We start from the raw sequence: 26,029 nt of genomic DNA on the forward strand, positions 1-26,029 counted from the left end.
GCGCCCTCAGGGCGCGCTCAGCCCGGCCAGTTCCGCCAGCGCCGCGCGGTGCCGCCCCGGCGCCCCCAGCGCGAGCTGATCGGCCTTGGCGCGCTTGAGGTAGAGATGTGCCGGGTGTTCCCAGGTCATCCCGATGCCGCCGTGCAGCTGGATGCACTCCTCGGCGGCGCGGACCGCCACCGGTGCGCAGTACGCCTGGGCGACGGCCACCGCCAGCGGGGCGTCGGGGCTGCCGCCGGCCAGCGCATCGGCGGCGTTGCGGGCGGCGGCGCGGGCCGAGGCGACCTCCAGCCACAGGGCCGCCATCCGGTGCTTGAGGGCCTGGAACGAGCCGACCGGGCGGCCGAACTGCGTGCGCTGCGTGGTGTGGCGCACGGTTTCGGCCAGGCACCATTCGGCGATACCGAGCTGCTCCGAGGCCAGCAGTCCCGCCCCGGTGAGCAGCGCCCGCTCCACGGCGTCGCGGGCGCGGTCCCCGGCGGCCAGCACTCGGCCCGGTGCACCGTCGAGGGTGAGATGGGCGAGCGGCCGGGTGAGGTCGAGCGGGATGACGGCCTCGGTGCGGACGCCGTCGGCCGGGGCCTCGACCGCGTGCAGGGCCGGGCCGTGCGGCCCCTGCGCCCACACCAGCAGCAGCTCCGCGGCCGCGGCATCGGCGACCGAGGTCACCCGGCCGGTCAGCGCGCCGTCCGCGTCGGCCCGTACGGTCGGCTCCCCCGCACCGCCGGGCGCGGTCGTCAGCGGCAGCGCGAGCACCCCGAGGGTGCGGCCCTCGGCCAGCGCGGCGAGCGGCCCGGCGACGTCCGTCTGGTCCGTATCGCAGCCCAGCAGCGCGGTGACCGCGATGACGGCGCTGGTCAGATAGGGCGCGGGGGCGACGGAGCGGCCCAGCTCCTCCAGCACCACGGCGGCCTCCCGGGCGCTCGCGCCCGCGCCGCCGAGCTTCTCGGGGACCAGCAGTCCGGCGGTGCCGATCCCGGTGGCGAGCGCGCGCCACAGTTCGCGGTCGTAGGGGAGCGCCGACTCCAGCCCGGCCAGAACGGTGGCCGGATCGCTGCGGTCGGCGAGCAGAGCGCGGACGGCGTCGCGCAGCGCCTCCTCGTCGGCGGAGTAGAGCAGATCGGGCTCGGGGGCGGCGGACATGGGGGTGGTCATCGGGGGAGGTCCTTCCACGCGACGTCCTTGTCGGTGCGCGGCTCGGGCGGCAGCCCCAGCACGCGTTCGGCGACGATGTTGAGCAGCACTTCGGAGGTGCCTCCTTCGATGGAGTTCCCCTTGGCGCGCAGATAGCGGTAGCCGGCCTGGCGTCCGGTGAAGTCGACGCCGTCGGGACGGCGCAGCGTCCAGTCGTCGTAGGTCAGTCCGTCCTCGGCGAGGAACTCCACCTCCCAGCCGCTGATCTCCTGGGCGAGGCGGGCGAAGGCCAGCTTCATCCCGCTGCCTTCCGGGCCGGGCTGGCCCTTGGAGAGCTGCTGGCGCAGCCGCTCGCCGGTCAGCCGGGCGACCTCGGCCTCCACCCAGAGTTTCAGCAGCCGCTGGTGGAGGTCGTGGGTGCGCAGTTCGGGGCGCTCGCGCCAGGCGGTCGCGGCGACGCCGATCATGCCGCCCTCGCGGGGGATGCGGATGCCGCCGATCGCGACCCGCTCGTTCATCAGCGTGGTCTGGGCGACCTTCCAGCCCTCGCCGACCTCGCCGAGGCGATGGGCGTCGGGGATCCGCACCCCGGTCAGGAACACCTCGTTGAACTCGGCCTCGCCGGTGATCTGCCGCAGCGGCCGCACCTCGACGCCGGGGTCGGTCATATCGCAGACGAAGTAGGTCATCCCGCGGTGTTTGGGCACGTCGGGATCGGTGCGGGCGATGAGGATCGCCCAGCGGGCCAGATGCGCGCTCGACGTCCAGACCTTCTGGCCGTCGACCACCCAACCCTCCTTTTCGTCCCGTACGGCACGGGTGGCCAGCGCCGCCAGGTCGGAGCCCGCGCCGGGCTCGCTGAACAGCTGGCACCACACCTCCTCCCCCGTCCACAGGGGCCGCAGGAAGCGCTTCTTCTGCTCCTCGGTGCCGAAGCGGAGGAGGGTGGGCGCGGCCATGCCGAGGCCGATGCCGATGCGGCCGGGGTCGTTGCCGGGAGCGCCGGCGGCCTCCAGTTCGGCGTCCACCACCGCCTGGAGGGCGCGCGGCGCACCCAGCCCGCCGAGCCCTTCGGGGAAGTGGACCCAGGCGAGGCCGGCGTCGAAGCGGGCGCGCAGGAAGTCCAGCCGCTCGGTCGTGGCCGGAGGGTGTGCGGCGAGCAGGTCCGCGGTGCGGCGGCGCAGGTCGGCGGCGTCGGTCATCGTGCCTCCTCAAGTCCGGGCAGGACGACCAGACGGCCGGTGGAGGTGCCGTCGGCGACCCGCTGGACGGCCTCGGCGGCGCCCGCCAGCGGGATGCGCCCGCCGATCAGCGGCCGTACGACGCCCTGCGCGGCGAGCTTGGTGAGCTCCTCGTGGCAGGCGTCGACCGCGGCCGGGTCCTTGGTGTTGTACAGGCCCCAGTGCAGGCCCAGCACCGAGTAGTTCTTCACCAGCGCATGGTTGAGGGCGGGGCTGGGGACGGCGCCGCTGGCGAAGCCGACGACGACGATCCGGCCCTCGAAGGCGATGCACTTGACGGACTTGGCGTAGGCGTCGCCGCCCACCGGATCGTAGACGACATCGGCGCCGCGCCCGCCGGTGGCGTTCTTGACCTCGGCGACGAGGTCGTCCGCGCGCCGGTCGAGGACGAGGTCACAGCCCAGCTCGCGGGCGATCCGGGCCTTGTCCGCACCGCCGACGACGCCGATGACCCGCGCCCCCGCGGCCTTGCCCAGCTGGACGGCGGCGCTGCCGACGCCGCCGGCCGCGGCGTGCACCAGCAGGGTCTCCCCCGCCTGGAGCCGCGCCCGCCGGTGCAGGCCGAACCAGCCGGTCTGGTAGCCGATGTGCAGCGCGGCGGCCTCCGCATCGTCCAGGGCCTCCGGGGCGGGCCGCACGGACCGGGCATCGGCCACCGCGTACTCGGCGAACCCTCCGTCGGGCAGCGGCGGTTGGGCCAGCACCCGCTGCCCCACCGAGCCGGTCGCGCCCTCCCCCACGGCCAGCACCTCGCCGCAGATCTCCACGCCCGGGGTGAACGGCAGCGGCGGCCGTACCTGGTAGTGGCCACGGCACAGCAGCGCGTCCGGGAAGTTGACGTTGGCGGCCCGGACGCGCAGCAGCAGCTGCCCGGGGCCGGGCTCGGGGTCCGGCACCTCTTCCAGCCGCATCACCTCTCGCGGCTCGCCGTTCGCGGATACGCGCCATGCCTTCACCAGGTGCCTCCACAGACCTCGGATATGCGGGGTGCAACGGCCGGGCCGGCCCGCCGGGCCCCGTCGCCTCGCCGTCGAGCGACATACTAAGCGGTCGGTATCCTGGAGGGAACAGTGTCCGGCGTTCCGCGAGCCGGGCGGCGCGGACCCTGGTACCCACAGGGTCAGGCTCCGCGCCGCCGGATCACCGAGACTGACCCCATGGACTCACCGGGCACGAACGCACCCCCTACGGACACACCTGGCACCGCCCCCCGCATGCCCGCCCCCGGCATCGGCACACCCGCCGAGCTGGGGGACTTCCTGCGCACCCGCCGCGCCCGCCTGCAACCAGAGGACGTCGGACTGGTCTCCTACGGGGCGCGCCGCCGCGTCCCCGGGCTGCGCCGCGAGGAGCTGGCCCAATTGGCCGGGGTCAGTGCCGCGTACTACACCCGCCTCGAACAGGGGCAGAGCCACAACGCTTCGGAAGGGGTGCTGGAGGCCCTGGCCCGCGCGCTGCGGCTGACCGCCGACGAGCGGGCGTATCTGCTGGCGCTGGCCCGGCCCGGACAGCGGCGCCGCCGCCCCGCCGTCCGGCACGAGAAGGCCCGCCCCGGAGTGCTTCAGCTGCTGCGCGCCCTGGACGGCGTCCCGGCCCTGGCGCTCGGCCCGCGCTTCGAGGTGCTGGCCTGGAACCGCCTCGGACACGCCCTGATCGCCGGCCACCTGGATGCCGACAGCCCCGGCCGCCCCCTGGACCGCCCCAACACCCAGCGCCTGCTCTTCCTCGACCCGCACACCCGCGAGCTCTTCCCCGACCGCGACACGGAGATCCGGCGCGCCGTCTCCGCGCTGCGGGTCACCGCAAGCGAGCGCCCCGACGACCCGCAACTGGCCGCACTGATCGGTGAGTTGATGATGAAGAGCGAGGAGTTCGCCGCCCTGTGGTCATGGCACGGCGTGCGCAACTGCACCTTCGGCACCAAGCGCTTCCACCATCCGCTGGTGGGCGAGCTGGAGCTGGAGTTCGAGATGATGCAGACCCCGGACGGGTCCGGGCAGGGCGTGCTGATGTACACCGCGGCGGACGGTTCGCCCTCCGAGGCGGCCCTGCGGCTACTGGCCACGGAACACGGGCCACACCTCCGGGTCCTCGAAGCCGAGCGCCCATAGGCCGGTGCCCTGCACCCCGTACTTCTTCAGCAGCGGCAGCTGCTCGGCGACCCCGCGGGCGTCCTGGTACCAGACCTGGTGCTCGGTGCCGTCCTTGAGGTAGGTGAAGTGCGGGGTGCCGGACGCGTCGTCCAAGTGGTAGCCGGAGCCGGTCCGCCGGCGCAGCGCCTCGGCCTCCTTCCAGGTCAGATGGCCGGCCCGGTTCGTACTGCCCTTGGTCCAGTCCCAGCCGTAGCCGGGGAAGCCGACCTCGATCTTGTTGCGCGGGATGGTGGCGGTGGCATAGCGGAGGAACTGCTCGTACCAGTCCTTGGACGACAGCGGGCCCGCCGCGCCGCCGGCCCAGTGCAGGTCATAGCCCATGATCCGGACGGTGTCGGCGACCTTGCCCAGCTGCCGGTAGTCGTACGCCTCGCCGGAGCCGCCGGTCTGCGCCAGGACGGTGACGACGCATTCCTTGCCGCGGGCGTGCAGCCGGGCGCACAGATCGCGGGTGAGGAGGTTGAAGCCGGTGCGGACGCGTTCGCGGGCGGCCCGGTCGTTGGTGAGGGTCATGGTCTCGTAGTCCAGATCCATGCCGTCGTACGCGCGGCTGCCCGCCGTCTCCAGCAGGGCGTCGATATGCGCGGCCCGGCGCCGGGGATCGTGTATCACCCCGGCCATCTCGGCGGGGCCGGGCTTCTCGGTCACGGTGGGCACGACGCGGATGCCGGCACGGTGCAGCCCGTCGATGACGCCCTCGTCCCCCGCGCCGTCCTGCCCCCTGACGGCATCGGCCGTGGCCTCGTACCAGAACGGGCTGACGGTGCGCAGCTGGTCGGCGTGTTCCAGCGCGTCCTGGTAGGCGGCCTCGGTGTCGCCCCAGTACGGCAGCCAGGCGGAGCCGGTGCGCCGGTCGGCGGCGGCCAGCGCGACGCCGGCCTCGGTCCCCGGTGACGCCGCGGCCACGGCCGCCGGGGCGAGCGGTCCGGCGAGCGCCACCGCGGCCAGCAGGAGCGCGAACCCGGGGCGCGCCCGGGTAACGGATACATGGTCCATGCCCGCAGCTTCACCCGGTGCCGCGGCGGGCGCCCGCCCAGAAGCGCCGAACGGAGGGCCGGGGGCGGTACGCACCTGCCGTACGGGTGACCGTTCCTGACGGGGCATGAGATGAGGAGCGGGAGACGGGTGGGGCAGGAGACGGGCGGGAGGGGCGGCGGCAAACGGAGGACGGCGAGGGGCGGCGGCGAGCGGGGATGCCCGCCGCGCGCTGTCAGCCCGTCGTCGCCCGCTCCCGCCGCGGCCGGTCGCCCTCGCCCTCGCCCTCGCCCTCGCCCTCGCCCTCAGGGACCGTGACCGCGATCCGCCCGGAGGCGATGCCCTCGGCGAGGGAGAGACGATCGGCGGCGACGTCGGCGCAGGTCGCGGTGTCCATGCGGAGGCGGACGTCGGCGCGTTCGGCCGGGCCGTCGCCGTAGCGCGGGCCCTCGTCCGCCGGGTCGAGCAGCACATGGAACTCCCCCTCGTCCAGGGCGACGTCGATCACGGCGACGCCCTCCGCGAAGTGCCGGGCGAGCCGGGTGACGAGGGGCAGCGCGAACCAGTGGGCCCGTACCGCGTCCGTGGGGCGCCGGGCGTCGAGGGCCGGGGCGCCCCAGTCGGCGAGCGCGGTGAGCGCGGGCAGCAGGCCACGTCCGCGTCCGGTGAGTTCGTAGACGAAGGCGGCGCCGGGCGGGGCGAGCCGGCGCCGCGAGAGAAGCCCGTCGCGCTCCATGTCCTTGAGGCGGGAGGCGAGCATGTCCGTACTGACGCCGGGCAGGTCGGCGTGCAGATCGGTGTAGCGCCGGGCACCGCCGAGCAGTTCGCGGACGATCAGCAGCGTCCAGCGGTCGCCGACGGCGTCCAGGGCGCGGGCGAGGGCGCAGTAGTGGTCATAACTTCGGCGCGGCATGACCTCAGCATAGACAATAGTTGGACTTTCCAAGTCCCAGCTTGGTAAAACCAAGTACGCACGTTTGGTGTTGTAACCAGTGACGAGCACTGCCGCGCCGCGCGGTGGGCGAGGACCGGGAGGCCGCCGTATGCAGTTCAAGCAGTCCAGCAAGTTGACCGACGTCTGCTACGAGATCCGCGGGCCGGTGATCGAGCAGGCGAACGCGCTGGAGGAGGCCGGCCACAGCGTGCTGCGCCTCAATACGGGCAATCCGGCGCTGTTCGGCTTCGAATGCCCCGAAGAGATCCTCCAGGACGTGATGCGCAACCTCTCCCGCGCACACGGCTATACGGAGTCGCAGGGCATCCTCTCCGCCCGCCGCGCGGTGGCCCAGCGCTATCAGGAGGCCGGGCTGCCCGATGTCGGGGTGGACGACATCTACCTGGGCAACGGCGTCTCCGAGCTGGTCTCGCTGGCGCTCCAGGCGCTCCTGGACGACGGCGACGAGGTGCTGATCCCGGCTCCCGATTACCCCCTGTGGACGGCGGTCACCACCCTCTCCGGCGGCAAGGCCGTGCACTACCTGTGCGACGAGTCCGCCGACTGGCTGCCGGACCTCGACGACATCGCGTCGAAGATCACCGACCGGACCCGGGCGCTGGTCATCATCAACCCCAACAACCCCACCGGCGCGGTCTATCCGCGTGAGCTCCTGGAGGGCATGCTCGACCTCGCCCGCCGCCACCAGCTGATGGTCCTCGCCGACGAGGTCTACGACCGGATCCTGTACGACGACGCGGTCCACCACCACGCCGCCGTGCTCGCCCCGGACCTGGTCTGCCTCACCTTCAGCGGGCTGTCCAAGTCCTCCCGCATCGCCGGCTTCCGCTCCGGCTGGCTGGTCGTCTCCGGCCCCAAGGAGCACGCCGCCGACTATCTGGAGGGCCTGGGCACCCTGGCCTCGATGCGGCTGTGCCCCAACGCCCCCGCGCAGTACGCCATCCAAGCCGCGCTCGGCGGCCGCCAGAGCATCACGGACCTGATCCTGCCGGGCGGCCGGCTGCGCGAACAGCGCGACCTCGCCTGGGAGCGGCTGAACGAGATCCCCGGCGTCTCCTGCGTCAAGCCCAAGGGCGCGCTCTACGCCTTCCCGCGCCTCGACCCCGCCGTCCACGCCATCCACGACGACGAGAAGTTCGTCCTCGACCTCCTCCTGCGCGAAAAGATCCAGGTCGTCCAGGGCACCGGTTTCAACTGGCCCCGCCCCGACCACTTCCGCATCCTCACCCTCCCGCACGCCGACGACCTGGACGCGGCCATCGGCCGGATCGGGCGGTTCCTGGCGGGGTACCGGCAGTAGGCGGCGTACCGGCAGTAACAGGCGTGACGGAGCCGGACGATCAGCGGCCGGGCACCGGGGCCGGTACACCCGGTGAGGCCCGCGGTTTCCCGCGCCTCACCCCAACGGGCGTAGCGGTCAGGAATCGCTGCCGCCCGCCCGGCACCGTGGCCGGGTCCCGCCCGTCACCGCCCGTTCGCCCGACGCGCTCTTGAGCACACGGCGCGCAGCCGCTTAGGTGGAGGACGGCAGTCCTGCCGCGATCCCCGAGGGGAGTAGCCCGTGTTGCCCGTACGACCTGCGGAAACGGAAGCTGAGCTGGAAGCTCACCTGCACGGAATCTGTTTCAAGACCGGTCCGCCACAACGCATCGGTGTCGAGATCGAATGGCTGGTGCACGATGCACGCAACCCCCGATGTCCGGTCGAACCGGACCGGCTGCACTCCGCGGCCCGCCACCTTCGCACCCTCCCCCTCACCTCCCTTCTGACCTTCGAACCCGGCGGCCAGCTGGAGCTCAGCTCGCTGCCCGCCACCTCCCTCACCGCCTGCATCGAGTCCGTCGCGGCCGATCTGGCACTGGTCCGCCCCGCGATGCGTGCCATGGGCCTGGGCATGGCGGGACACGGCCACAATCCCTGGATTCCGCCGCACCGTGTGCTGACCGACGACCCCCGCTACAGCACCATGGAGGCGTATTTCGACCGCTGGGGCGGCGCCGGCCGGTCCATGATGTGCTCCACCGCATCCGTCCAGGTCTGTGTGGACGCGGGCTACGAGGAGCCGGGGCCGCTCGGGCTGGGCCGCCGGTGGCTGATGGCGCATCTGCTGGGCGCGGTGCTGTGCGCGGCGTTCGCCAATTCGCCGGCCAGCGAGGGCTGCCCTACCGGCTATCGCACCACCCGCCAGGTCGTCTGGACCCAGCTGGATCCCGGCCGAACCCTCGCCCCGCCGCAGTCCGCGGACCCGCGGGCCGCCTGGGCGCGCTATGTACTGGACGCACCGGTGATGTGCGTACGGAGCGAGGAAGGGCCCTGGGACGCGCCGAAGGGGCTGACCTTCCGCGACTGGGTCCGCACCGGCCGGCCCCGGCCGCCGACCCTGGAGGATCTGGACTACCACGTCACCACGCTCTTCCCGCCGGTGCGGCCGCGCGGCCATCTGGAGCTGCGGATGATCGACGCACAGGCGGGCGACGGCGGCTGGATCGTGCCGCTGGCGGTGACGGCCGCGCTGTTCGACGACGCCGAGGCCGCGGAGCGGGCCTATCGCATCGTCAAACCCCTTGCGGAGACGGCCGGTTCGCGTCCCGCCCCGCGCAATCCCCTGTGGCGGCATGCGGTCCGCGGCGCGCTGACCGACCCCGAGCTGCATGCGGCCGCGGTGGCCTGTTTCGCCGCCGCCCAGGAGGCGCTGCCCCGGCTGGGAGCCGCCCCGGAGGTGATCGCGGCGGTCGCGGAGTTCACCGAACGCTATGTGGCCCGCGGCCGCTGCCCCGCCGACGACCATCTCGACGCCCTGTACGCCGCGGAAGCCGAAGCCGCCCGCGCGCACCCGGGCGACGGGGACATCACCGAGCTCCTTGGGAAGGACCGTCCGTGACCACCGATCCGCTCACCCCCGAGGCGCTCCGCACCCGGGCGGCCGCGGCGCTGCTCGCCGCCCGCGACCGTACCCGCCTGCTGACCACCAGCGTCGAAGAACCCGACCTCGTCGCCCAGCACTCCCCGCTGATGTCGCCCCTGGTGTGGGACCTGGCGCACATCGGCAACCAGGAGGAGCAGTGGCTGCTGCGCACCGTCGGCGGCCGGGACGCGCTGCGCCCGGACATCGACTCCGTCTACGACGCCTTCGAGCATCCGCGCGCCGAGCGCCCCTCGCTGCCGCTGCTGGCACCGGCCGAGGCGCACGGCTATCTGGCCGAGGTACGCGGCCGGGTGCTGGAGGTGCTGGAGTCCAGTCCGCTGCGCGGCGGCCCGCTGCTGGACGCCGGTTTCGCCTTCGGCATGATCGCGCAGCACGAGCAGCAGCACGACGAGACCATGCTGATCACACACCAGCTCCGCCGGGGCCCCGCCGTGCTGTCCGCTCCCCCGCCGCCGGCCACCTTCGACGGCATCCTGACCGATGAAGTCCTGGTCCCCGCGGGCCCGTTCACCATGGGCACCTCCACCGAGCCCTGGGCGCTGGACAACGAGCGCCCCGCGCACCGCAGGATCGTTCCGGCCTTTCTCATCGACACCACCCCGGTCAGCAACGGCGCCTATCAGTGCTTCATCGACGACGGCGGCTATGACGAACCGCGCTGGTGGGCGAAGGAGGGCTGGGCGCAGGTGCGGGAGCACGGACTGCGGGCCCCGCTGTTCTGGAAACGCGAGAGCCGTCAGTGGCTGCGCCGCCGGTTCGGGGTGACCGAACCGGTGCCGCCCGACGAGCCGGTGCTGCACGTCAGCTGGTACGAGGCGGACGCCTATGCGCGCTGGGCGGGGCGGCGGCTGCCGACGGAGGCCGAATGGGAGAAGGCCGCCCGGCACGATCCCACAACCGGGCGGGCGCTGCGCTACCCGTGGGGCGACGAGGACCCGACGCCCGACCGCGCCAACCTCGGCCAGCGCCACCTCCGCCCCGCGCCCGTCGGCAGCTATCCCGAGGGGCAATCCCCGCTCGGCGTACGGCAGTTGATCGGCGACGTCTGGGAGTGGACGGCCAGCGACTTCCTGCCGTATCCCGGCTTCGCCGCCTTCCCCTACCGGGAGTACTCCGAGGTGTTCTTCGGCGACCGGTACAAGGTGCTGCGCGGCGGGTCCTTCGCGGTCGATCCGGTCGCCTGCCGCGGAACGTTCCGCAACTGGGACCTGCCCATACGGCGGCAGATCTTCTCCGGGTTCCGCACCGCCCGGGACGCCGAGCCGACGGCGGCCGCATGAGGGCAGCGCCGCCGCCCGTCCCGCGCCCCTCGGGAGCTGCCTGATGTGCCGTCACCTTGCCTATCTGGGACCGGAGATACCCTTCGGCCAGGTGATTCTGGAACCGCCGCAGGGCCTCTACCGGCAGTCCTGGGCGCCGCGCCGGCAGCTGCACGGAACGGTCAACGCGGACGGGTTCGGGGTCGGCTGGTACGCGCCGGACGATCCGATACCCGCCCGCTACCGCCGGGCCGGGCCGATCTGGGCCGACGATCTGCTGCCCGACCTGGGCCGGGTGGTGCGTACCGGCGCCCTGCTCGCCGCCGTCCGGGATGCCACCGAGGCGGGGGCCGATGCCGAGGCCGCGGCGGCGCCGTTCGCGTCCGGGCGGTATCTGTTCAGCCACAACGGCGCGGTGCTCGGCTGGCCCGATGCGCTCGCCCCGCTGGCCGCCGGGCTGCCCGCCGTCGCGCTGCTCCAGCTGGCCGCCCGCTGCGATGCGGCGTTCCTGTTCGCGCTGGTGTGCCACCGGCTGGCGGCCGGGGCGACGCCGGGGCAGGCGCTGGCCGGCACCGTGGCCGACGTCGCGCGGGCCGCGCCCGGCTCCCGGCTGAACCTGCTCCTGACCGACGGCACCACCATCGCCGCCACCACCTGGGGCGACACCCTCTTCCACCACACCCGCTCCGGAGGCGGCACCGTCGTAGCCTCCGAGCCCTACGACGACGACCCCCGGTGGACACCGGTCCCGGACCGCACCCTGGTGTGCGCCACCCGCACCGACGTCCGCCTCACCCCGCTCAAGGAGTCCGCCGCGTGAGCCCGCTCAGCATCACCCGCACCCTCCCCGCCGACGCCACCTCGGCCGCGCTGCGCGCCGATGTCACCCAGGGGCTGACCCGTACGCCCAAACAGCTGCCGCCCAAATGGTTCTATGACGCCCGCGGCAGCGAGCTCTTCGAGGAGATCACCAGACTGCCCGAGTACTACCCCACCCGCGCGGAGCGCGAGATCCTGCTCGCCCGTGCACCGCAGATCGCCGCGGCCACCGACGCCCGTACGCTCATCGAGCTGGGCTCCGGCTCGTCCGACAAGACCCGGCATCTGATCGGCGCCCTCACCGGGCTGCACACCTACGTGCCGGTCGACGTCAGCGAATCGGCGCTGACCGCGGCGGGCAAGGCGCTGCTGACCGAGCACCCCGGCCTGACCGTGCACGCCCTGGTCGCCGACTTCCAGCAGGGCCTGACCCTCCCCGGCGCGCCCGGCCCCCGGCTGCTGGCCTTCCTCGGCGGCACCATCGGCAACCTGCTGCCCGGGGAACGCGCGGCGTTCCTGCGCTCCGTGCACGAGCTGCTCTCGCCGGGCGACGCCCTGCTGCTGGGCACCGATCTGGTCAAGGACGAGGCGACGCTGGTCGCCGCGTACGACGACGCGCAGGGCGTGACGGCCGCCTTCAACAAGAACGTCCTCCAGGTCATCAACCGCGAGCTGGGCGGCGATTTCGATCCGGCCGACTTCGCGCATGTCGCCGTGTGGAATGCCGAGCACGAGTGGATCGAGATGCGGCTGCGGGCCCTCAAGGAGCTCACGGTCAAGATCACCGACGTGGATCTGGCGGTCTCCTTCGCCGAGGGCGAGGAGGTGCGCACCGAGGTCTCCGCCAAGTTCCGCGAGGACGGCGTACGGGCCGAACTGGCCGCTGCCGGACTGGAGTTGCGCGAGTGGTGGACCGACCGCGCCGGGCGGTTCGCGCTGTCGCTGGCGGTCCGTTCCTGAGAATACCGGCCCTTCCCCGCCGATCCGGTGCCCTTCGCGCCGCCCCTGTGGTTCGATGCCCCGACGTCCCCCAAGCTCTCGGCTCCGGTCGAGCAGGGGGACCCCCACGTTCACACGTTCGCATCGGGCAGGGGTGACGGAATGGCACTGGACCGGCGGGGATTCCTCAGGGGCGCAGCGGGACTGTCGGCGGCGGGGGCGCTGGTGGGCGTCGGCGGCGTCCGCTTCACGGCCGACGCGGCGGAGCGGCCGTCGGTCCTTGCCCGGGCCGCCGTACAGGACTGGATGTCGGCCCTGGCCGATACGACGCCCCTTCAGCGGCTGACGGTCCCCGGCACCCACGACTCCGGCGCCCGCATCGGCGGCCCCTGGGTGGCCTGCCAGGACAGCGCCGTCGATGACCAACTGGCCGGCGGCATCCGCTTTCTGGACGTCCGCTGCCGCGCCGTCGACGATGCCTTCGCCATCCATCACGGCGCCTACTACCAGCAGCTGATGTTCGGCGACGTACTGAACTCCTGCCGGGCGTTCTTGCGGGCGCATCCGTCCGAGACCGTTCTGATGCGGGTCAAGCAGGAGTACTCCGACGTCCCCGCTACGGAATTCCGCCGGATCTTCGACCTCTATCTGGACGGCAAGGGCTACCGTCCGCTGTTCCGCCTCGACAGCGATCTGCCTGCCCTCGGGAACGCCCGCGGCCGGGTCGTCCTGCTGGCGGATTCCGACGGGATGCCAGGTGTGCGGTACGGCGATCCGCAGCTGTTCGACATCCAGGACGACTATGTGGCGGAGCCGTTCGCGAAATGGCCGAAGGTGGCCGCCCAGTTCCGCAAGGCGGCCGCCGAGCCCGGCAAGCTGTATGCCAACTACGTCAGCACCGCCGCCCTGCTGCCGCCCCGCTCCAACGCCGACCGGCTGAACCCGCAGGTCAAGGACCTGCTGACGGGGCCGGAGGGGCACGGCTGGAGCGGGCTTGGCATCGTCCCGATGGACTTCCCGAACGCGTTCGGGCTGGCGGAGACGCTCATCGGGCACAACCCCGCGACGGCCTAACGGTCCGGGCCTGTGCCCGCCGTGGTGCGCGCGTCACCGCGGCGCGTAACGCAGACTGAGGGCCATGGAGACGGGCGAGTACGGGCGGACGGCGACGGAGGAGCCGCCGCGCCGGATGACGGAGGCCGAGGACGGACCCGGCGGCGGTGCTCCCCCAGCTGACGCCGGGAGGTACCCCCAGCGGCGGGTGGTACTGGCGCTGCTGGCGGCGGGGCTGCTGGCGGGCGGTGCGGCCCTGGTGCTGTGGGCCGGGGCGCGCGACCCGTATCTGGCCGACGGGGACCCGGACACCGGAACGTACCGGCCCGGGCGGCACGCCGGGGACGCGGCCGCGGCGGCGCTGCTCGCCGGACCGTACCGGGAGCGGCCCGGTCCCCTGGTGCCCGTCTCCGCGGACCGCGGCGGCAGCCCCGCCCCGCTCCCGGCCTCCCGGCCCCTGCAAGCGGCCCCGGCCGCCCCCTCACCGCCCGTCGGCGCGCTGTTCTCCCCCGGCGACGACGGCGACCCCGGACATCACTGCACGGCGAGCGTGGTGCACTCCCCCGCGGGCGATCTGGTCGTCACCGCCGCCCACTGTGTGCACGACGGCGGGTTCCGTACCCGGCTGGTCTTCGTCCCCGGTCTGCGCGACGGGATCGCGCCGTACGGCCTGTGGGTGCCCACCCGGATCGATGTCGATCCCCGCTGGATCGCCGACCGGGACCCGGACCGCGATCTGGCGTTCCTGCGGGTGCGCCGGGCCGGGCGGCCGGCGGACGGCCGGACGGTCGAGGAGGTCACCGGCGCCGAGCAGATCCGCTTCGGCGCACCCGTCGGCCGCCCGGCCCTGCTGACCGGCTACCCCGAGGACCGCGACACCCCCCTCGCCTGCCGCCACACGGCGGACGCCGAAAGCGGCACCCAACTCCGGTTCGACTGCCCGGGGTTCCCCAACGGCACCAGCGGCGGCCCGATGCTCATCGACGTCGACCCGGCCACCGGCACCGGGTCGCTCATCGGCGTCATCGGCGGCCTGGACGAGGGCGGCGACGACGCCACGTCCTACAGCAGCCGCCTGGGCAAGGACCTGGCCACGCTGTACCGGCGCGCGACGTCGTAGGCGCGGCGTTCACGCGCCCCGCGGCACCACGGTCTTCAGGACCGACGGCAGCGGGTACCAGTCCGCGGTCGCGAAACTCGCATGGGCGGCGGCGAGTTGCCGGACGCGGGCCAGGGCCTCGGCCTCGGTGGGGTGGGTGCCGTCGATCACCGGCGGGACCTTGTGGGCGTCCGTCATCACCAGGAGGTAGTGCCGGGTGTCGTACCAGGAGGTGTCGATACTGCCGCCCAGATACGTCGCCGCATCGCCGTCGAAGACCACGAACCACGGGCGCAGCGCCGGGTCGGCATAGCGCTCGCGCGGATCGCCCGCGGCCGCGCCGTGCACGGCGGGGAAGGCCGTCGACTGCGCCAGCTTGCCCTGGGCGGCGAGGTCCTTGAGATGGGTGGCGTATTCGACGTCGGTCCACAGCTTGTCGAGCGGGTTGTGCTCCTCGACGGTGCCGGGTATCAGCTCGATCAGAAACTTTCCGGCCAGGGCGGAGCGGGCGGGCCAGCCGTTGGCCCGTACGGCCTCGTCGGCGGTGGCATGACCGGCCGTCAGGTCCCCGGGGCCGTAGACCGCATCGCCCAGCTTCTGCCGTACCAGCGCATCGAAGGCGTCGGGCCCGCGGCCGCCCTTGGCATTGAAGCCGTCCTTCATCTCGACCTTGACCAGGATGGGGCGGTGCCCGGGGTGGGCGTCGTGCCAGGCCCGCATATCGGCCAGACAGGCGCCGAAGTCCTGGTCGGTGTCCTTGGTCCGCAACTCCGCGGCGCTCGCGGCGCCCTCGCAATTGTTATTGTTCCCCAGCGGGTTGCTGTGCGAGACCCGCCAGGACCGGCCCAGTCCATTGGCCCAGACATCGAGTTCCACCAGCGAGGCTCCGGAGTCCAGCGCATCGGCGAAATAGGGGTACTTCTCCTTCTCGTAAGCGTTGTGGACGCCCACCGAGGTAGTGGTGTCGTATGTCGTGGCCGGTTCGGCCCCCGCCGGTCCGGTCACCGCGAACACCGCTGCCGCCGCCGCGGCGACCGTCCCCACACACCGCTTCCCGTTCATGTTCCCCGCTTCCCCTCGTTTCCGGCCCGGTCGGTCATCCGTTCGGTTACCCGGTCGAACGGGCAGCAGCGTACGGGACTTGGTGACGGCGACGGCCCGCGGGGGCGGCCTTTTACCACCATGGAGGATGCAATGGCCAGGAAGCCGGATGCGCATGAGGCGTCGGTGCATGCGCAGGAACACGGGGACGGCACTGCCACCGCGCGGCCGTCCGCCGCGCTGCCGCTGGCGGCGACGGTGCTGACCGGGACGGTCGCGCTCTATATCGCGCTGGTCGCCTTCGGCAACATCACCGACTACGGCACGAACCGGGCGTTCGTCCAGCATGTGCTGGCCATGGACACCACGTTCCGGGACCCGGACCTGATGTGGCGGTCCATCACCTCGCCGGTGCTCCAGGACGCGGCGTATCTGGCGATCATCGCCTGGGAGACGGCGGCGGCGGCCGTACTTGTCGTCGCCACCTGGCTCCTGGCCTCCGCCCTACGGTCCGGCCGCGGCCAGGCCGGCCGCGGCCGGTCGATGGCGACGGTGGGATTGCTGATGGTGTTGGTGCTGTTCGGTGCCGGGTTCATCGCGATCGGTGGGGAGTGGTTTGCGATGTGGCAGTCGAAGAGCTGGAACGGCCTGGAGGCGGCCCTGCGGAATTTCTTGTTGGCGGGGGTGGGGCTGGTGGTGCTCCACCTGCCGCGCGAGGTGGATTAGCCCCACGTTGTCGGCCGTCCCGCCGTCGCGGGTTTCTCCCCACGTTGTCGGCCGTCCCGCCGCGGGGGTTTGTCGCCGTTGCGCCTGCGGCGGGCGTGGGTTGTACGGGTGCGGTGCCACGCCTCCGGACTTCGTCCTGCGGCGCGGCCCCTCCCGTGGGTGGGGGGGAAGGGGCCGGTGGGGGCGGGCGTTGTGCGTCCAGTGCCGTATCACTCGGACAAGCGGCACCCGACCGTCTACGGGTCCCCCACTGGTTTTCTCCCACCCCAACGGGGAGGGGCCGGGCCGCAGGACGAAGTCCGGAGGCGTGGCACCGCACCCGTACAACCCACGCCCGCCGCAGGCGCCACGGCGAGAAGACACCGCGGCGCCGCAGACAAAAACGTGGGGAGAAACTCAACCGGCCGCGTACACATCCTCCACGTACCGCCCCGCGGCAGTCAGCTCCCGCAACCACGCCTCGGATTCCTGGCGCGAAGCGCCCACGGCGCCAAGCGCCATGGCGTGGAGGTCACAGAAGGCGTCCCTGACGCCGGGCGCCATCCGGCTGCCGTCGCCGCAGACATACACCCGCGCACCGGCCTGGAGCAGCTCCCATATCGCGGCGCCCTCGGCGGCGATGCGGTGCTGGACGAACCGGTGGCCGTGCTCGGGGCGGGCGCTGAAGACGGGGTGCAGGGAAACGGCCCCGGCCTGCTGCGCGGCAGCGAGCTCCGCCGCGTGGAGGAAGTCGCCGTCGGGGTCGTCGCAGCCGAAGTAGAGCCGGGCGGGGGTGGTCCGGCCCGCGGCCACCCGGTCGGCGATGGCGCCGCGGAACGGCGCCAGGCCCGTACCGGCGGCGATCATGATGACCGGGGCGGGGTCGGCCGGGTCGATACGGAAGGCCTCGCGGCAGGGCTGGACACGGGCCAGGACCGTGTCGCCGGGCCGCAGTCCGTGCAGATGGGTCGATCCGGTGCCGCCGGGCAGCAGCGAGACCATCAGGTCGGCGTGGCGGGGGTCGGCCGCGGGCGAGGAGGAGAGGGAGTAGTGCCGGATGCGCAGCGGCGGCAGCAGCTCCAGGATGACGGGCCAGGGCAGGGCGCCGCGCAGTGCCGGATGGGCCTCGACGAGGTCGATCAGGGTACGCGGATCGTCCTCGGCCGCGGCGAGCGCTTCGAGCGCCTGGCGCTCGGGCGGGCAGGGGTTGTGGGAGGCCAGTAGCGCCGTCTGTGCGGGCGTCGGCCGGGCGCCCAACTCCAGGTGGTGGGTGAGGAGTTGGCGTACGGTGAGCGGCCGGTCGACGGGGAGGGTGTCGCGGGCGGGGCGGCCGCCGGAGTGCAGCGCGAGGACGGTGTCGAGTCCGACGCCGAGCGCCTGCGCGGCGCGTTCGACGGCGGTGGGGGTGTTGGCCGGGAGCACCGCGAGGTGGTCGGCGGTGCGGTAGGTGACGCCGTCGGGCAGCGCGATGCGCACAAAGCGCTTGGGGCGGGGCCAGTCCGTAGCCGTCAGGTCGTGGGCCTCGGTGACGGTCATCTCGGTGAGGTCGTGGCGGGCGGCGAGCGCGTCGAGGGGGCCGCCGGTGATCTCTGTAACGGTGTAACAGGCGTCCTCGGCGGCGGGTGCGTTCGCGCCGATGCTCGCCGGATCGCCGTAGCGGGCAAGCAGCTGTGTGCGCAGCGCGCGGGCGAAGGCGGTGACGCTGCCCTGGAGATCCCCGGAGGCGTCGGCTTCGGCGCGCGGCAGCAGCCGTTCGCCGCCGAGCGCCTCCAGGCGGTCGTCGATGAGGGTCGGCACGTGCTGGTAGGTCGCGGCCCAGTTGCGGTCGCCGACGCCCAGGACGGCGTACGAGACGCCCTCGGCCGCGCCCTGCGGTGCGGTGCGCAGGCCGGCGACGAAGGCGGCCGCGTCGTCGGTGGGCTGTCCGTTGTAGGAGGCGGCGACGATCGCGACCGGCCGGTCGGCGGGCAGCCCGTCGGCGCAGGCGTCCAGGGGGGCCACCTCGGCGGCGAAGCCCAGGCCGGTGGCCTCGTCGGCGAGCCGCTCGGCGAACTCGCGGCAGGTGCCGTAGTTGGTGCCGTGCAGCAGGAGCAGGCCGGTGCCCTGCGGGACGCGGGTGGGCAGGCCCTCGTCGGCCGCGGTGCCGCTCTCGGCGGTGGCCGTGCCCCCGGGGAGCACGGCGAGCGCGGCGCGGGTCGCGGCCCGGTCGGCGGGCGTCCGGGCGGCGAGGGCGAGGGTGAAGCCCTCGGGCTTGAGGGTCAGCGTCTCCTTGACGCGCAGCCGGTAGTCGGTGTGGTCGATCAGCCGGTAGCGGTGCACCAGCAGGGCGAGCAGCATGGTCGCCTCGTGCAACGCGAACTGCCGCCCGATGCAGGCGCGTTCACCGGTCCCGAAGGGCTTGTACGCATGCGGGGAGCGGGCCGCCTCGGCCTGCGGGGTGAAGCGGGAGGGGTCGAAGAGCTCGGGGTTGTCGCCCCAGGCCGGATCGCGGTGCAGCATCGGCGTGAGGACGGTGACCAGATCGCCCTTCTTCAGCGGGTGGCGCCCGCCGAGCAGGATGTCCTCCTGGGCCTGCCGCGTGAACGCGGCGGCGGTCGGCCACAGCCGCAGCGCCTCGTTGAGCACCTGCCGGGTGTACGGAAGCCGCGCGATGTCCTCGAAGGACGGGTCGGGCTCGGGCGCGTCGCCCCACAGCTCGTCCGCCTCCCGCTGCACCAGCCGCAGCGCGGCCGGGTCCTTGAGCAGGTAGTAGAGGGCGAAGGAGAGCGCACCGGAGGTGGTCTCGTGCCCGGCGATGAGGAAGGTGATGACCTGGTTGCGGATATTGGCCAGATCCAGGCCCTGTTCCCCGTCGCCCCGTTCGCGGGATCCGAGCATCAGGCCCAGCAGATCGTCGTCGCCGCTCTCGCCGCTCGCGGTCCGTGCGGCGATCACCTCGTCGACCACGGACGCCAGATAGTCGGCATCGGCCCGGAACGCCGCGTCCTCCGCGGAGTAGTCGACTCCGGCCTCACGGGCGAATTTGGCGCCGCTCCACTGGAGACACCGCACCATCGACTCCACGAACGGATGCGGCGTGTCGCGGGCGAACGATCCGAAGTCGAAGCCGAAACCGGCCAGCCCGATGGTGTCCAGCGTCATCCGGGTCATGTCCTCGGCGACGTCCAGGGTGCTGCCGTCGGCGACCCGGCGGTCCCAGCTGGCCATCACCCGGCGGGCGACCTTGAGCATCGCCGGGTGGTACGTCCGCATCGAGCCCAGCGCGAAGGCGGGCATCAGCACCTCGTGCGCCTTGGCCCAGTTCGGTTCGTCGTTGTAGGCGGTGAACAGGCCGTCGCCGGCGAATTCCCGGACGTTTTCCAGGACCACCGACACGCCCTTGGCGAAGCGGTTCTCGTCGGCGAGTTCGGTGACCAGGTCCAGCGACGAGACGAACAGCGTCTCGCGGTCGCCCAGCCGTCGGCGGAATGCCGGGCCGTGGACCCGGGCCAGGTCCATGGCCTGCTGAAGCGGCGTGGCGGTGAGACCGGCCGCGGTGACGTCGGCAACCGGGATGCCGTCGGCGGCGGCGCGTTCTGCGGTGTGAAGCGCGATGGTGTCGGTCATGTCTCCAGCGTGACCGGCCCGGTGCGCGGGTTGATCCCGGGTAACTGCATGATTGTGCAGTGGTTTTTCGCCATGGGCTCTTGCGCACGGACGGAGACGAGGCAATGGACAATGGGAACGCCGACGGCGCGTCGGATGCGGACACCCGCGCGCCCGCGACCCGCCGGCCACTCCTGCTGGACGATCCCACCGATCCGGCGGGACCGTACGCGGGCGGGCCCTGGCGCAACTACTTCCTGATCCTGCTGGACCGTATCCCCACGCCGATCGCGGTGTGCCGGGCCGACGGCGAGGTGCTGATCGCCAATCCGGCGATGGCCGAGCAGTGGGGCACGGCGCCCGGGCAGCTGCGCGGCCGCAATCTGCTGGAGATGTTCCGGCCGCGGGCCAAGGAGCAGCTGCTGCGGATCGCCGAGGCGGTGCGGCTGGGGCGGCGCTCGCGCTATCCGGTCGAGGTGCAGTGGCACTCCGCGGCGGACGGCACCGAGCGGGAGGGGGAGCTGACGGTGGATCCGGTCGGCGATGTCTCCGTCCAGCCGCCGGTGCTGCTGGCGGTACTGCGGGGCCGCGAGGCCGCACCGCCCGCGCCGCCGCGCGGTTCGGCGAGCCCGGTGGAGGCCCGGATCCTGGCGCTGGCCGCGGGCGGCGCCACCACGGCGGCGATCGGCACGGCCCTGGGGCTGACCGTCGACGGGGTGAACTACCACCTCACCCGGCTGGCCCGCCGCTGGCGGGTGCAGGGCCGTACCGCGCTGGTCGCCCGGGCCTACGTGCTGGGCGTCCTCTCCCCCGACGCCTGGCCCCCGTCCCCCGCCTGACCCGCCCCGGTACCGCCGCCGGCGCCACGGCCCGGGTCCCCGCTGGCACGCATGTGCGGTTACGCTCCCTGCTGTGGACGAGAACGCGCACACCCCCGCGCCCTTCGAACGCGGAACGGACGGCCCGAAGGTCATCGTCGTCGGCATCGACGGCTCCGAATCGTCATGGCGCGCCGCCGCGTATGCGGCCGGACTGGCGCGGCGGCAGGGGTCGAAGCTGGTCCTGGTCTATGTGCAGCCGGTGATGGCGGCCGGCGCGGCGATGGGCGCGCCGGTGGGGGATGCGACGAACGAGGTCGCCGAGGAGCTGATGGCCGAGATCCGCGAGGCGACGGACCGGCTCCAGGGGATATACGACGTCCGCTGGGAGTTCCACACGCTGCGCGGGGACCCGTACAACGGCATGGTGCAGATGGCCGATGAGCTCACGGCGGATGCGGTGGTGGTCGGCGCGTCGGAGTCGGCCGGGCACCGCATCATGGGGTCGGTCGCGGTGCGCCTGGTCAAGGCCGGACGCTGGCCGGTCACGGTCGTTCCGTAGGCCGTACGGCTCCGCTGGTGGGGCGGGCCGCGCTGAGGCACGGTGGAAGGTGGACGGGCGGAGCGCCGCCCCGGCCGAGGGGAGACCATCGTGACCGATCGCACGTATCGCGTGACCGACATCGTCGGTACGTCCCAGCACAGCGTGGACGCCGCCATCAACAACGGCATCAAGCGCGCCTCGCAGTCCCTGCGCAATCTCGACTGGTTCGAGATCAGCGAGGTCCGCGGGCATATCGTCGACGGCGCCATCGACCACTACCAGGTCGGTCTGAAGGTCGGCTTCCGCCTGGAGGACACCGACTGACCACAGCGTCGGCCGGGGCCCGCGGACGCCGATTGAGCGACCTGGGCACCCCTCCCGTGTACGACTCCCGGCGAGTCCCGGCGCTACTAGGGAGTCGCCTTCCTCAGGCGCCCGCGAGGGTCCATGATGATCCGCCGTCGGAGCACGACGGATCAGCGAGCCTACGGAGGGCTGTCGCATGGGCCTGCGCGCGGGACAGGGCGTATTGCGCCGGAAACCGATCGACCACATCGAAGAGCCGGAAGGCGCGGCGAGCCAGCAGCTCACCCGGGCGCTGGGCCTGTGGCAGCTGACCGCCATCGGCGTCGGCGGCATCATCGGTGCGGGCATCTTCACGCTGGCCGGCACGGTCGCCAACGGCAAGGCCGGGCCCGCCGTTCTGATCTCCTTCCTCATCGCGGGCATCGCCAGCGCCGCGGCCGCCTTCTCGTACGCCGAATTCGCCGGTCTGATCCCGAAGGCGGGCTCCGCCTACACCTACGGCTATGCGGTGCTCGGCGAGATCGCGGGCTGGTTCATCGGCTGGGACCTGCTGTTGGAGTACACCGCGATCGTGGCGGTGGTCGCGATCGGCATCTCCGGCTACTTCGGCTTTCTGCTCGGCGAGGTGGGCCTCGATCTGCCGCACTGGATGCTGGGCGCCCCGGGCACCGGGCCGGGCCATCGCGTGGACCTCTTCGCGGCGGTCCTCTGCCTTCTGATCGCCTATCTCCTCACCCTCGGCATCAAGAACGCCGCGCGGTTCGAGACGATGGTGGTGGCCCTGAAGGTGCTGGTCGTCATCGTCGTGATCGTGGTCGGCTTCTTCCACATCGACACCGCGAACTACCACCCGTTCTTCCCCTTCGGGGTCAGCGGCGCGTTCACCGGCGCGGCCACCGTGTTCTTCGCCGTCTTCGGCTATGACGCGATGAGCACGGCGGCCGAGGAGTCCAAGGACGCCCAGCGCCATATGCCCAAGGCCATCATGTATTCGCTGGTCATCTCGATGGTGCTGTACGTCCTGGCCTGCCTGGTGCTGACGGGGATGCAGAACTACAAGTCCATCGATCCGGAGAGCGGCTTCTCGACCGCGTTCAAGTCGGTGGGTCTGGACAAACTCGCGGATGTCATCGCCGTCGGCGCGATCATCGGCATCCTCACCGTGATGTTCACCTTCATGCTCGGCGTGACCCGGGTGTGGTTCTCGATGAGCCGCGACGGACTGCTGCCCAAGTGGTTCGCCAAGACCAGCGAGACCCACCATGTGCCCACCCGGGTCACCTGGATCGTGGGCTGCGCCTCCGCCGTCATCGCCGGCTTCCTGCCGATCGGCGAGGCCGCCGAGCTGACGAACATCGGCATTCTGCTGGCGTTCGTGGTCGTCTGCGTCGCGGTGATCGTGCTGCGCTACAAGCGCCCCGACCTGCCGCGCACCTTCCGCACACCCGGCATGCCGGTGGTCCCGGCGATCGGTGTCTGCTTCTCCCTCTGGCTGATCACCTTCCTGGAGTGGCAGACCTGGGTGCGCTTCGCCGTGTGGTTCGTGATCGGCATGGTCATCTACTTCTCGTACTCCTACCGGCGGTCCGAACTGGCCAAGGCGGAGCGCGAGTCGGCGGAGCCGGCCGGGGACGCCTGAGCCTGCGGCGGGTGGGAGCTCGGGGGCTGTTGCGCTTCTTGCCATGACGAGCGGAGCAGCCCCGGGTCCTTGACGTGCACCTGGCCCGCGCCAAGAATGAGCGCGCTCCGACAACGTTGTCCGAAGCGCGGAGGGGTGACCCCATGTCATGGCCCGGTCCTCACCGGCTGCGTACCGCGGGAGCGGTTCTGGCGGCCGTGCTCGTCGGGAGCGCACTCACCGCCCCCGCCGCCCGGGCCGCCTGGCCCGGTGGCGACGGCGCCCTCACCGGTCTGGTCAACCCGTTCATCGGCAGCCGCAACGACGGCAACACCTTCCCCGGGGCCGCCGTCCCGTTCGGCATGGTGCAGCTCTCCCCCGACACCGGCCACACCACCGGCTACGACTACGACGACGACCACATCCGCGGCTTCGGCTCCGTCCACCTCTCCGGTGTGGGCTGCGGGCTGGGCGGCGATCTGCCGGTGCTGCCGACCACGGGCGACCTCACCGAGACCGACGACGCGAAGTACGCCGCCGCCTACCGCCATGACGGCGAGTCGGCCCGCCCCGGCTACTACCGCGTCCGCCTGACGTCGTACGGCGGGATCACCGCCGAGCTGACCGCCACCGCCCGTACCGGCCGGCAGCGCTACACCTTCCCCGCCACCGACAAGGCCAATGTGCTGCTCAATACGGGCCAGTCGCTGCACAAAAACGTCTCCACGACGGTGGAGGTGCTCGACTCCCGCACCGTCCGCACGGCCCTCACCGGCCACGGCTTCTGCCAGGACACCGGGCCGTACACGCTCTACACGATCACCCGCTTCGACCGGCCGTTCGCGTCGTACGGGACCTGGGACGGGGAGAAGGTGACGCCCGGCTCCAAGGGTTCGACCGCGGGCGGACGGCACGGGGCGTACGTCCGCTTCGACACCCGGAAGGACCGTACGGTCGAGGCCACCACGGCCCTCAGCTATGTCGATGCGGCGGGCGCGGCGCGCAATCTGCGGGCCGAGGGCGGGCGTTCCTTCGACCGGACGAGGGCCGCCGCGGACGCCGCCTGGCAGCGGCGGCTGGGAGCGGTGAGGACACAGGGCGGCACCCGGACCCTGCGCCGGACGCTCTATTCCTCCCTCTACCGGTCCTTCCTCGCGCCGAACATCGGCAGCGATGCGGACGGCCGCTACACCGGCTGGGACCGGAGGATCCATCGGGCGCGCGGGTTCACCTACTACCAGAACTGGTCGCTGTGGGACACCTACCGCACCCAGGCGCAGCTGCTGGCCCTGCTCGCGCCGCGCGAGTCCCGGGACATGGCGCGGTCGGTGCTGCGGATCGACAAGGAGGGCGGCTGGCTGCCCAAATGGGGCTACGGCACGGTCGAGACGAACATCATGACGGGGGATCCGGTCACGCCGTTCCTCACCAATGCCTATCAGCAGGGGCTGTTGCGGGGACGAGAGGCGCAGGAGGCATACGCGGCGCTGAAGAAGAACGCCGACGGGGTGCCCCCGGCCGATTCCCCGGCCGTCGGACGCGAGGCCAATGCGCCATACCTGCGCAACGGCTTCGCCCCGTACGTCAAGGGCCGTCCGCATCGCAAACCCGGCGACTCCGACTTCGACCACGGTGCCTCGGTGACCCTGGAATACGCGCTGTCGGATGCGATGCTGGCGCAGATGGCGCGCGATCTGGGGCACCGGGCGGATGCCGTGCGCTATGCGGCGCGGGCGCACAACTACCGCAATATCTTCGACCGTTCGACGGGCTTCTTCCGCGCCCGGGACGCGCGGGGCGCCTTCACGGGGTCCGCGGATCCGGCCCGGAGCGAAGGGTTCCACGAGGGCACGGCGTGGCAGTACCAGTGGCTGGTGCCGCAGGATCTGCCGGGGATGATCCGCCTCATCGGCGGCAGGGAAAAGGCCGAGCGGCGGCTGGATTCCTTCTTCGCCTACCGGCGGCTGGTGAAGGACCCGCAGCGGACGGCGCGGACGGTGTGGGTCAACGGGCCGTACGACTACGACAACGCGGACAAGTACAACCCGCAGAACGAACCCGATCTGATCGCCCCGTACACCTATCTCTCGACCGGCCACCCCTGGAAGTCCACGGATGTGGTGCACGCGGCGCTGACGCTGTTCACCGACACGCCGGACGGGATGACCGGGAACGACGATCTGGGAACGATGTCGGCGTGGATGGTGCTCTCGTCGATCGGGGTGTTCCCCGTACAGCCGGGCACCGACACCTGGGGGCTGAGCACACCGGTTTTCGACCGCGTCGACCTGACCCTGGACCGGCGCTACTTCCCGTCCGGTCACTTCACCGTCAAGGCTCCCGGTACGTCACCGGTGAAGCGGTATGTCCAGTCCGTCCGGCTGGACGGCGCCGCGCACGACCGCACCTATCTGACCACCGATGCGCTGCGCACGCACCACGAGCTGACCTTCTCGGTGGGCCCGAAGCCGTCACGCTGGGGAACCGGCAACGATGCGGCGCCGCCGCCCGTGGGCGGCTCAGCGCGGGGCTGAGCGCCTCGCAGGGGCGGCGGGCGGTCAGCTGTTCTGGATGGCCTGCCAGAACTCGTCGAAGGACATGGTGCCGTTGGCGTCGCTGTCCTTGGCCTTGATGACGGCCTCGGCGATCGGGCCGGTGACGAACGGGTCGCCCATTTCGGCCATCGCCCGCTTGAACTCGTCCGGACTGACCTGGCCGTCGCCGTCGGCGTCGAACCGGTTGAACGCCGCCTTGGCCGCCTCTATGTCTGCTATGTCTGCCATGAGAGATGCCCCCTTCGGTGTGTTTCCTCGGTGTGCTGCGTGCACTTCTTCGGTGTGCTGCGGGTGCCGGTGCGCC

Annotated in this window: 22 protein-coding genes; 14 read left to right on the forward strand and 8 right to left on the reverse strand. The window is 72.4% G+C overall.

All coding sequences use genetic code 11. The annotated features are described in order from the left end of the window. Positions 1–6: 6 nt before the first annotated feature. The 3 genes from SNA_RS14295 to SNA_RS14305 are packed head-to-tail and all read right to left on the reverse strand — an operon-like array spanning position 7 to position 3,331. Positions 7–1,155, reverse strand: coding sequence for an acyl-CoA dehydrogenase family protein (locus tag SNA_RS14295; RefSeq protein ID WP_044365303.1), 1,149 nt, complete (start codon positions 1,153–1,155; stop codon positions 7–9). Then, positions 1,152–2,336 carry an acyl-CoA dehydrogenase family protein gene (locus SNA_RS14300; RefSeq protein ID WP_030072757.1) on the reverse strand — a complete coding sequence of 395 codons (1,185 nt, stop codon included), beginning with the start codon at positions 2,334–2,336 and terminating at the stop codon, positions 1,152–1,154. The genes SNA_RS14295 and SNA_RS14300 overlap by 4 nt, the downstream gene beginning before the upstream one ends. Beyond that, the gene (locus SNA_RS14305; protein ID WP_044365305.1) at positions 2,333–3,331 is read right to left on the reverse strand and encodes an NADPH:quinone oxidoreductase family protein; all 999 of its coding nucleotides are present in this window, start codon (positions 3,329–3,331) and stop codon (positions 2,333–2,335) included. The genes SNA_RS14300 and SNA_RS14305 overlap by 4 nt, the downstream gene beginning before the upstream one ends. Before the next feature lie 258 nt (positions 3,332–3,589). On the opposite strand from SNA_RS14305, the gene SNA_RS14310 reads away from it, so the two are divergent. After that, the gene (locus tag SNA_RS14310) at positions 3,590–4,486 is read left to right on the forward strand and encodes a helix-turn-helix transcriptional regulator (protein WP_030072755.1); all 897 of its coding nucleotides are present in this window, start codon (positions 3,590–3,592) and stop codon (positions 4,484–4,486) included. Here the strand turns inward: SNA_RS14310 and SNA_RS14315 are convergent. Together SNA_RS14315 and SNA_RS14320 are read right to left on the reverse strand one after the other, a co-directional pair. Next, positions 4,430–5,524 (reverse strand): glycosyl hydrolase family 18 protein, encoded by a 1,095-nt coding sequence (locus SNA_RS14315; RefSeq protein WP_044365307.1) that lies wholly within the window; start codon positions 5,522–5,524, stop codon positions 4,430–4,432. The genes SNA_RS14310 and SNA_RS14315 overlap by 57 nt on opposite strands. Positions 5,525–5,738: 214 nt before the next feature. Then, positions 5,739–6,416: a winged helix-turn-helix transcriptional regulator gene (locus SNA_RS14320; protein WP_037794202.1), complete on the reverse strand. Its 678-nt coding sequence runs from the start codon at positions 6,414–6,416 to the stop codon at positions 5,739–5,741. A gap of 130 nt (positions 6,417–6,546) precedes the next feature. On the opposite strand from SNA_RS14320, the gene SNA_RS14325 reads away from it, so the two are divergent. The 7 genes from SNA_RS14325 (at position 6,547) to SNA_RS14355 (ending at position 14,574) form a co-directional block, all read left to right on the forward strand. Beyond that, entirely contained in the window at positions 6,547–7,758 is a 1,212-nt protein-coding gene (locus SNA_RS14325; RefSeq protein ID WP_030072750.1) for a pyridoxal phosphate-dependent aminotransferase, read from the forward strand. Positions 7,759–8,022: 264 nt separating this feature from the next. Further along, positions 8,023–9,339, forward strand: a complete 1,317-nt coding sequence (egtA, locus tag SNA_RS14330) for an ergothioneine biosynthesis glutamate--cysteine ligase EgtA (RefSeq protein WP_030072748.1) — start codon at positions 8,023–8,025, stop codon at positions 9,337–9,339. After that, a complete protein-coding gene (gene egtB, locus SNA_RS14335; protein WP_030072746.1) occupies positions 9,336–10,664 on the forward strand; it encodes an ergothioneine biosynthesis protein EgtB in 1,329 nt (442 codons plus the stop codon). Before egtA ends, egtB begins: the two co-directional genes overlap by 4 nt. A gap of 43 nt (positions 10,665–10,707) precedes the next feature. Then, on the forward strand, positions 10,708–11,463 hold the full coding sequence (gene egtC, locus SNA_RS14340) for an ergothioneine biosynthesis protein EgtC (protein WP_044365318.1): 756 nt from the start codon (positions 10,708–10,710) through the stop codon (positions 11,461–11,463). Then, entirely contained in the window at positions 11,460–12,422 is a 963-nt protein-coding gene (gene egtD / locus SNA_RS14345) for an L-histidine N(alpha)-methyltransferase (protein WP_030072740.1), read from the forward strand. The genes egtC and egtD overlap by 4 nt, the downstream gene beginning before the upstream one ends. Before the next feature lie 141 nt (positions 12,423–12,563). Continuing rightward, the gene (locus tag SNA_RS14350) at positions 12,564–13,475 is read left to right on the forward strand and encodes a phosphatidylinositol-specific phospholipase C (protein WP_030072738.1); all 912 of its coding nucleotides are present in this window, start codon (positions 12,564–12,566) and stop codon (positions 13,473–13,475) included. Positions 13,476–13,539: 64 nt separating this feature from the next. Beyond that, on the forward strand, positions 13,540–14,574 hold the full coding sequence (locus SNA_RS14355; RefSeq protein WP_107070873.1) for a trypsin-like serine peptidase: 1,035 nt from the start codon (positions 13,540–13,542) through the stop codon (positions 14,572–14,574). 9 nt (positions 14,575–14,583) lie between these two features. Here SNA_RS14355 and SNA_RS14360 read toward each other — a convergent pair whose 3' ends face one another. Next, positions 14,584–15,615 (reverse strand): phosphatidylinositol-specific phospholipase C domain-containing protein, encoded by a 1,032-nt coding sequence (locus tag SNA_RS14360; RefSeq protein ID WP_030072735.1) that lies wholly within the window; start codon positions 15,613–15,615, stop codon positions 14,584–14,586. A 132-nt stretch (positions 15,616–15,747) separates the two neighbouring features. Here SNA_RS14360 and SNA_RS14365 point away from each other — a divergent pair, with 132 nt between their 5' ends. Next, a complete protein-coding gene (locus tag SNA_RS14365; RefSeq protein ID WP_078969909.1) occupies positions 15,748–16,320 on the forward strand; it encodes a DUF2165 domain-containing protein in 573 nt (190 codons plus the stop codon). Positions 16,321–16,716: 396 nt separating this feature from the next. On the opposite strand, the gene SNA_RS14370 is transcribed toward SNA_RS14365, so the two are convergent. Beyond that, the gene (locus SNA_RS14370; protein WP_044365320.1) at positions 16,717–19,905 is read right to left on the reverse strand and encodes a cytochrome P450; all 3,189 of its coding nucleotides are present in this window, start codon (positions 19,903–19,905) and stop codon (positions 16,717–16,719) included. Between the two features lie 104 nt (positions 19,906–20,009). On the opposite strand from SNA_RS14370, the gene SNA_RS14375 reads away from it, so the two are divergent. The 5 genes from SNA_RS14375 (at position 20,010) to SNA_RS14395 (ending at position 25,704) form a co-directional block, all read left to right on the forward strand. Next, positions 20,010–20,723, forward strand: coding sequence for a PAS domain-containing protein (locus SNA_RS14375; protein ID WP_052808913.1), 714 nt, complete (start codon positions 20,010–20,012; stop codon positions 20,721–20,723). 73 nt (positions 20,724–20,796) lie between these two features. Next, complete coding sequence (locus SNA_RS14380; RefSeq protein ID WP_030067887.1) at positions 20,797–21,264, forward strand: universal stress protein; 468 nt, start codon at positions 20,797–20,799, stop codon at positions 21,262–21,264. 90 nt (positions 21,265–21,354) lie between these two features. Beyond that, entirely contained in the window at positions 21,355–21,570 is a 216-nt protein-coding gene (locus tag SNA_RS14385) for a dodecin (protein WP_030067888.1), read from the forward strand. 178 nt (positions 21,571–21,748) lie between these two features. Further along, the gene (locus SNA_RS14390; RefSeq protein WP_037791504.1) at positions 21,749–23,191 is read left to right on the forward strand and encodes an amino acid permease; all 1,443 of its coding nucleotides are present in this window, start codon (positions 21,749–21,751) and stop codon (positions 23,189–23,191) included. Between the two features lie 143 nt (positions 23,192–23,334). Further along, the gene (locus tag SNA_RS14395) at positions 23,335–25,704 is read left to right on the forward strand and encodes a GH92 family glycosyl hydrolase (protein ID WP_044365323.1); all 2,370 of its coding nucleotides are present in this window, start codon (positions 23,335–23,337) and stop codon (positions 25,702–25,704) included. Positions 25,705–25,728: 24 nt separating this feature from the next. On the opposite strand, the gene SNA_RS14400 is transcribed toward SNA_RS14395, so the two are convergent. Then, on the reverse strand, positions 25,729–25,944 hold the full coding sequence (locus tag SNA_RS14400; RefSeq protein WP_030067892.1) for an EF-hand domain-containing protein: 216 nt from the start codon (positions 25,942–25,944) through the stop codon (positions 25,729–25,731). Between the last annotated feature and the right edge of the window lie 85 nt (positions 25,945–26,029).

The organism is Streptomyces natalensis ATCC 27448, assembly GCF_000935125.1.
GTDB classification, from domain to species: Bacteria; Actinomycetota; Actinomycetes; order Streptomycetales; family Streptomycetaceae; genus Streptomyces; species Streptomyces natalensis.

Excerpts from the sequence above, each read along its gene's own strand:
- SNA_RS14295 (WP_044365303.1), bottom strand. The coding sequence starts at position 1,155 with ATGACCACCCCCATGTCCGCCGCCCCCGAGCCCGATCTGCTCTACTCC.
- SNA_RS14300 (WP_030072757.1), bottom strand. The coding sequence starts at position 2,336 with ATGACCGACGCCGCCGACCTGCGCCGCCGCACCGCGGACCTGCTCGCC.
- SNA_RS14310 (WP_030072755.1), top strand. The coding sequence starts at position 3,590 with ATGCCCGCCCCCGGCATCGGCACACCCGCCGAGCTGGGGGACTTCCTG.
- SNA_RS14315 (WP_044365307.1), bottom strand. The coding sequence starts at position 5,524 with ATGGACCATGTATCCGTTACCCGGGCGCGCCCCGGGTTCGCGCTCCTG.
- SNA_RS14320 (WP_037794202.1), bottom strand. The coding sequence starts at position 6,416 with ATGCCGCGCCGAAGTTATGACCACTACTGCGCCCTCGCCCGCGCCCTG.
- SNA_RS14325 (WP_030072750.1), top strand. The coding sequence starts at position 6,547 with ATGCAGTTCAAGCAGTCCAGCAAGTTGACCGACGTCTGCTACGAGATC.
- egtC (WP_044365318.1), top strand. The coding sequence starts at position 10,708 with ATGTGCCGTCACCTTGCCTATCTGGGACCGGAGATACCCTTCGGCCAG.
- SNA_RS14350 (WP_030072738.1), top strand. The coding sequence starts at position 12,564 with ATGGCACTGGACCGGCGGGGATTCCTCAGGGGCGCAGCGGGACTGTCG.
- SNA_RS14355 (WP_107070873.1), top strand. The coding sequence starts at position 13,540 with ATGGAGACGGGCGAGTACGGGCGGACGGCGACGGAGGAGCCGCCGCGC.
- SNA_RS14360 (WP_030072735.1), bottom strand. The coding sequence starts at position 15,615 with ATGAACGGGAAGCGGTGTGTGGGGACGGTCGCCGCGGCGGCGGCAGCG.
- SNA_RS14365 (WP_078969909.1), top strand. The coding sequence starts at position 15,748 with ATGGCCAGGAAGCCGGATGCGCATGAGGCGTCGGTGCATGCGCAGGAA.
- SNA_RS14370 (WP_044365320.1), bottom strand. The coding sequence starts at position 19,905 with ATGACCGACACCATCGCGCTTCACACCGCAGAACGCGCCGCCGCCGAC.
- SNA_RS14375 (WP_052808913.1), top strand. The coding sequence starts at position 20,010 with ATGGACAATGGGAACGCCGACGGCGCGTCGGATGCGGACACCCGCGCG.
- SNA_RS14390 (WP_037791504.1), top strand. The coding sequence starts at position 21,749 with ATGGGCCTGCGCGCGGGACAGGGCGTATTGCGCCGGAAACCGATCGAC.
- SNA_RS14395 (WP_044365323.1), top strand. The coding sequence starts at position 23,335 with ATGTCATGGCCCGGTCCTCACCGGCTGCGTACCGCGGGAGCGGTTCTG.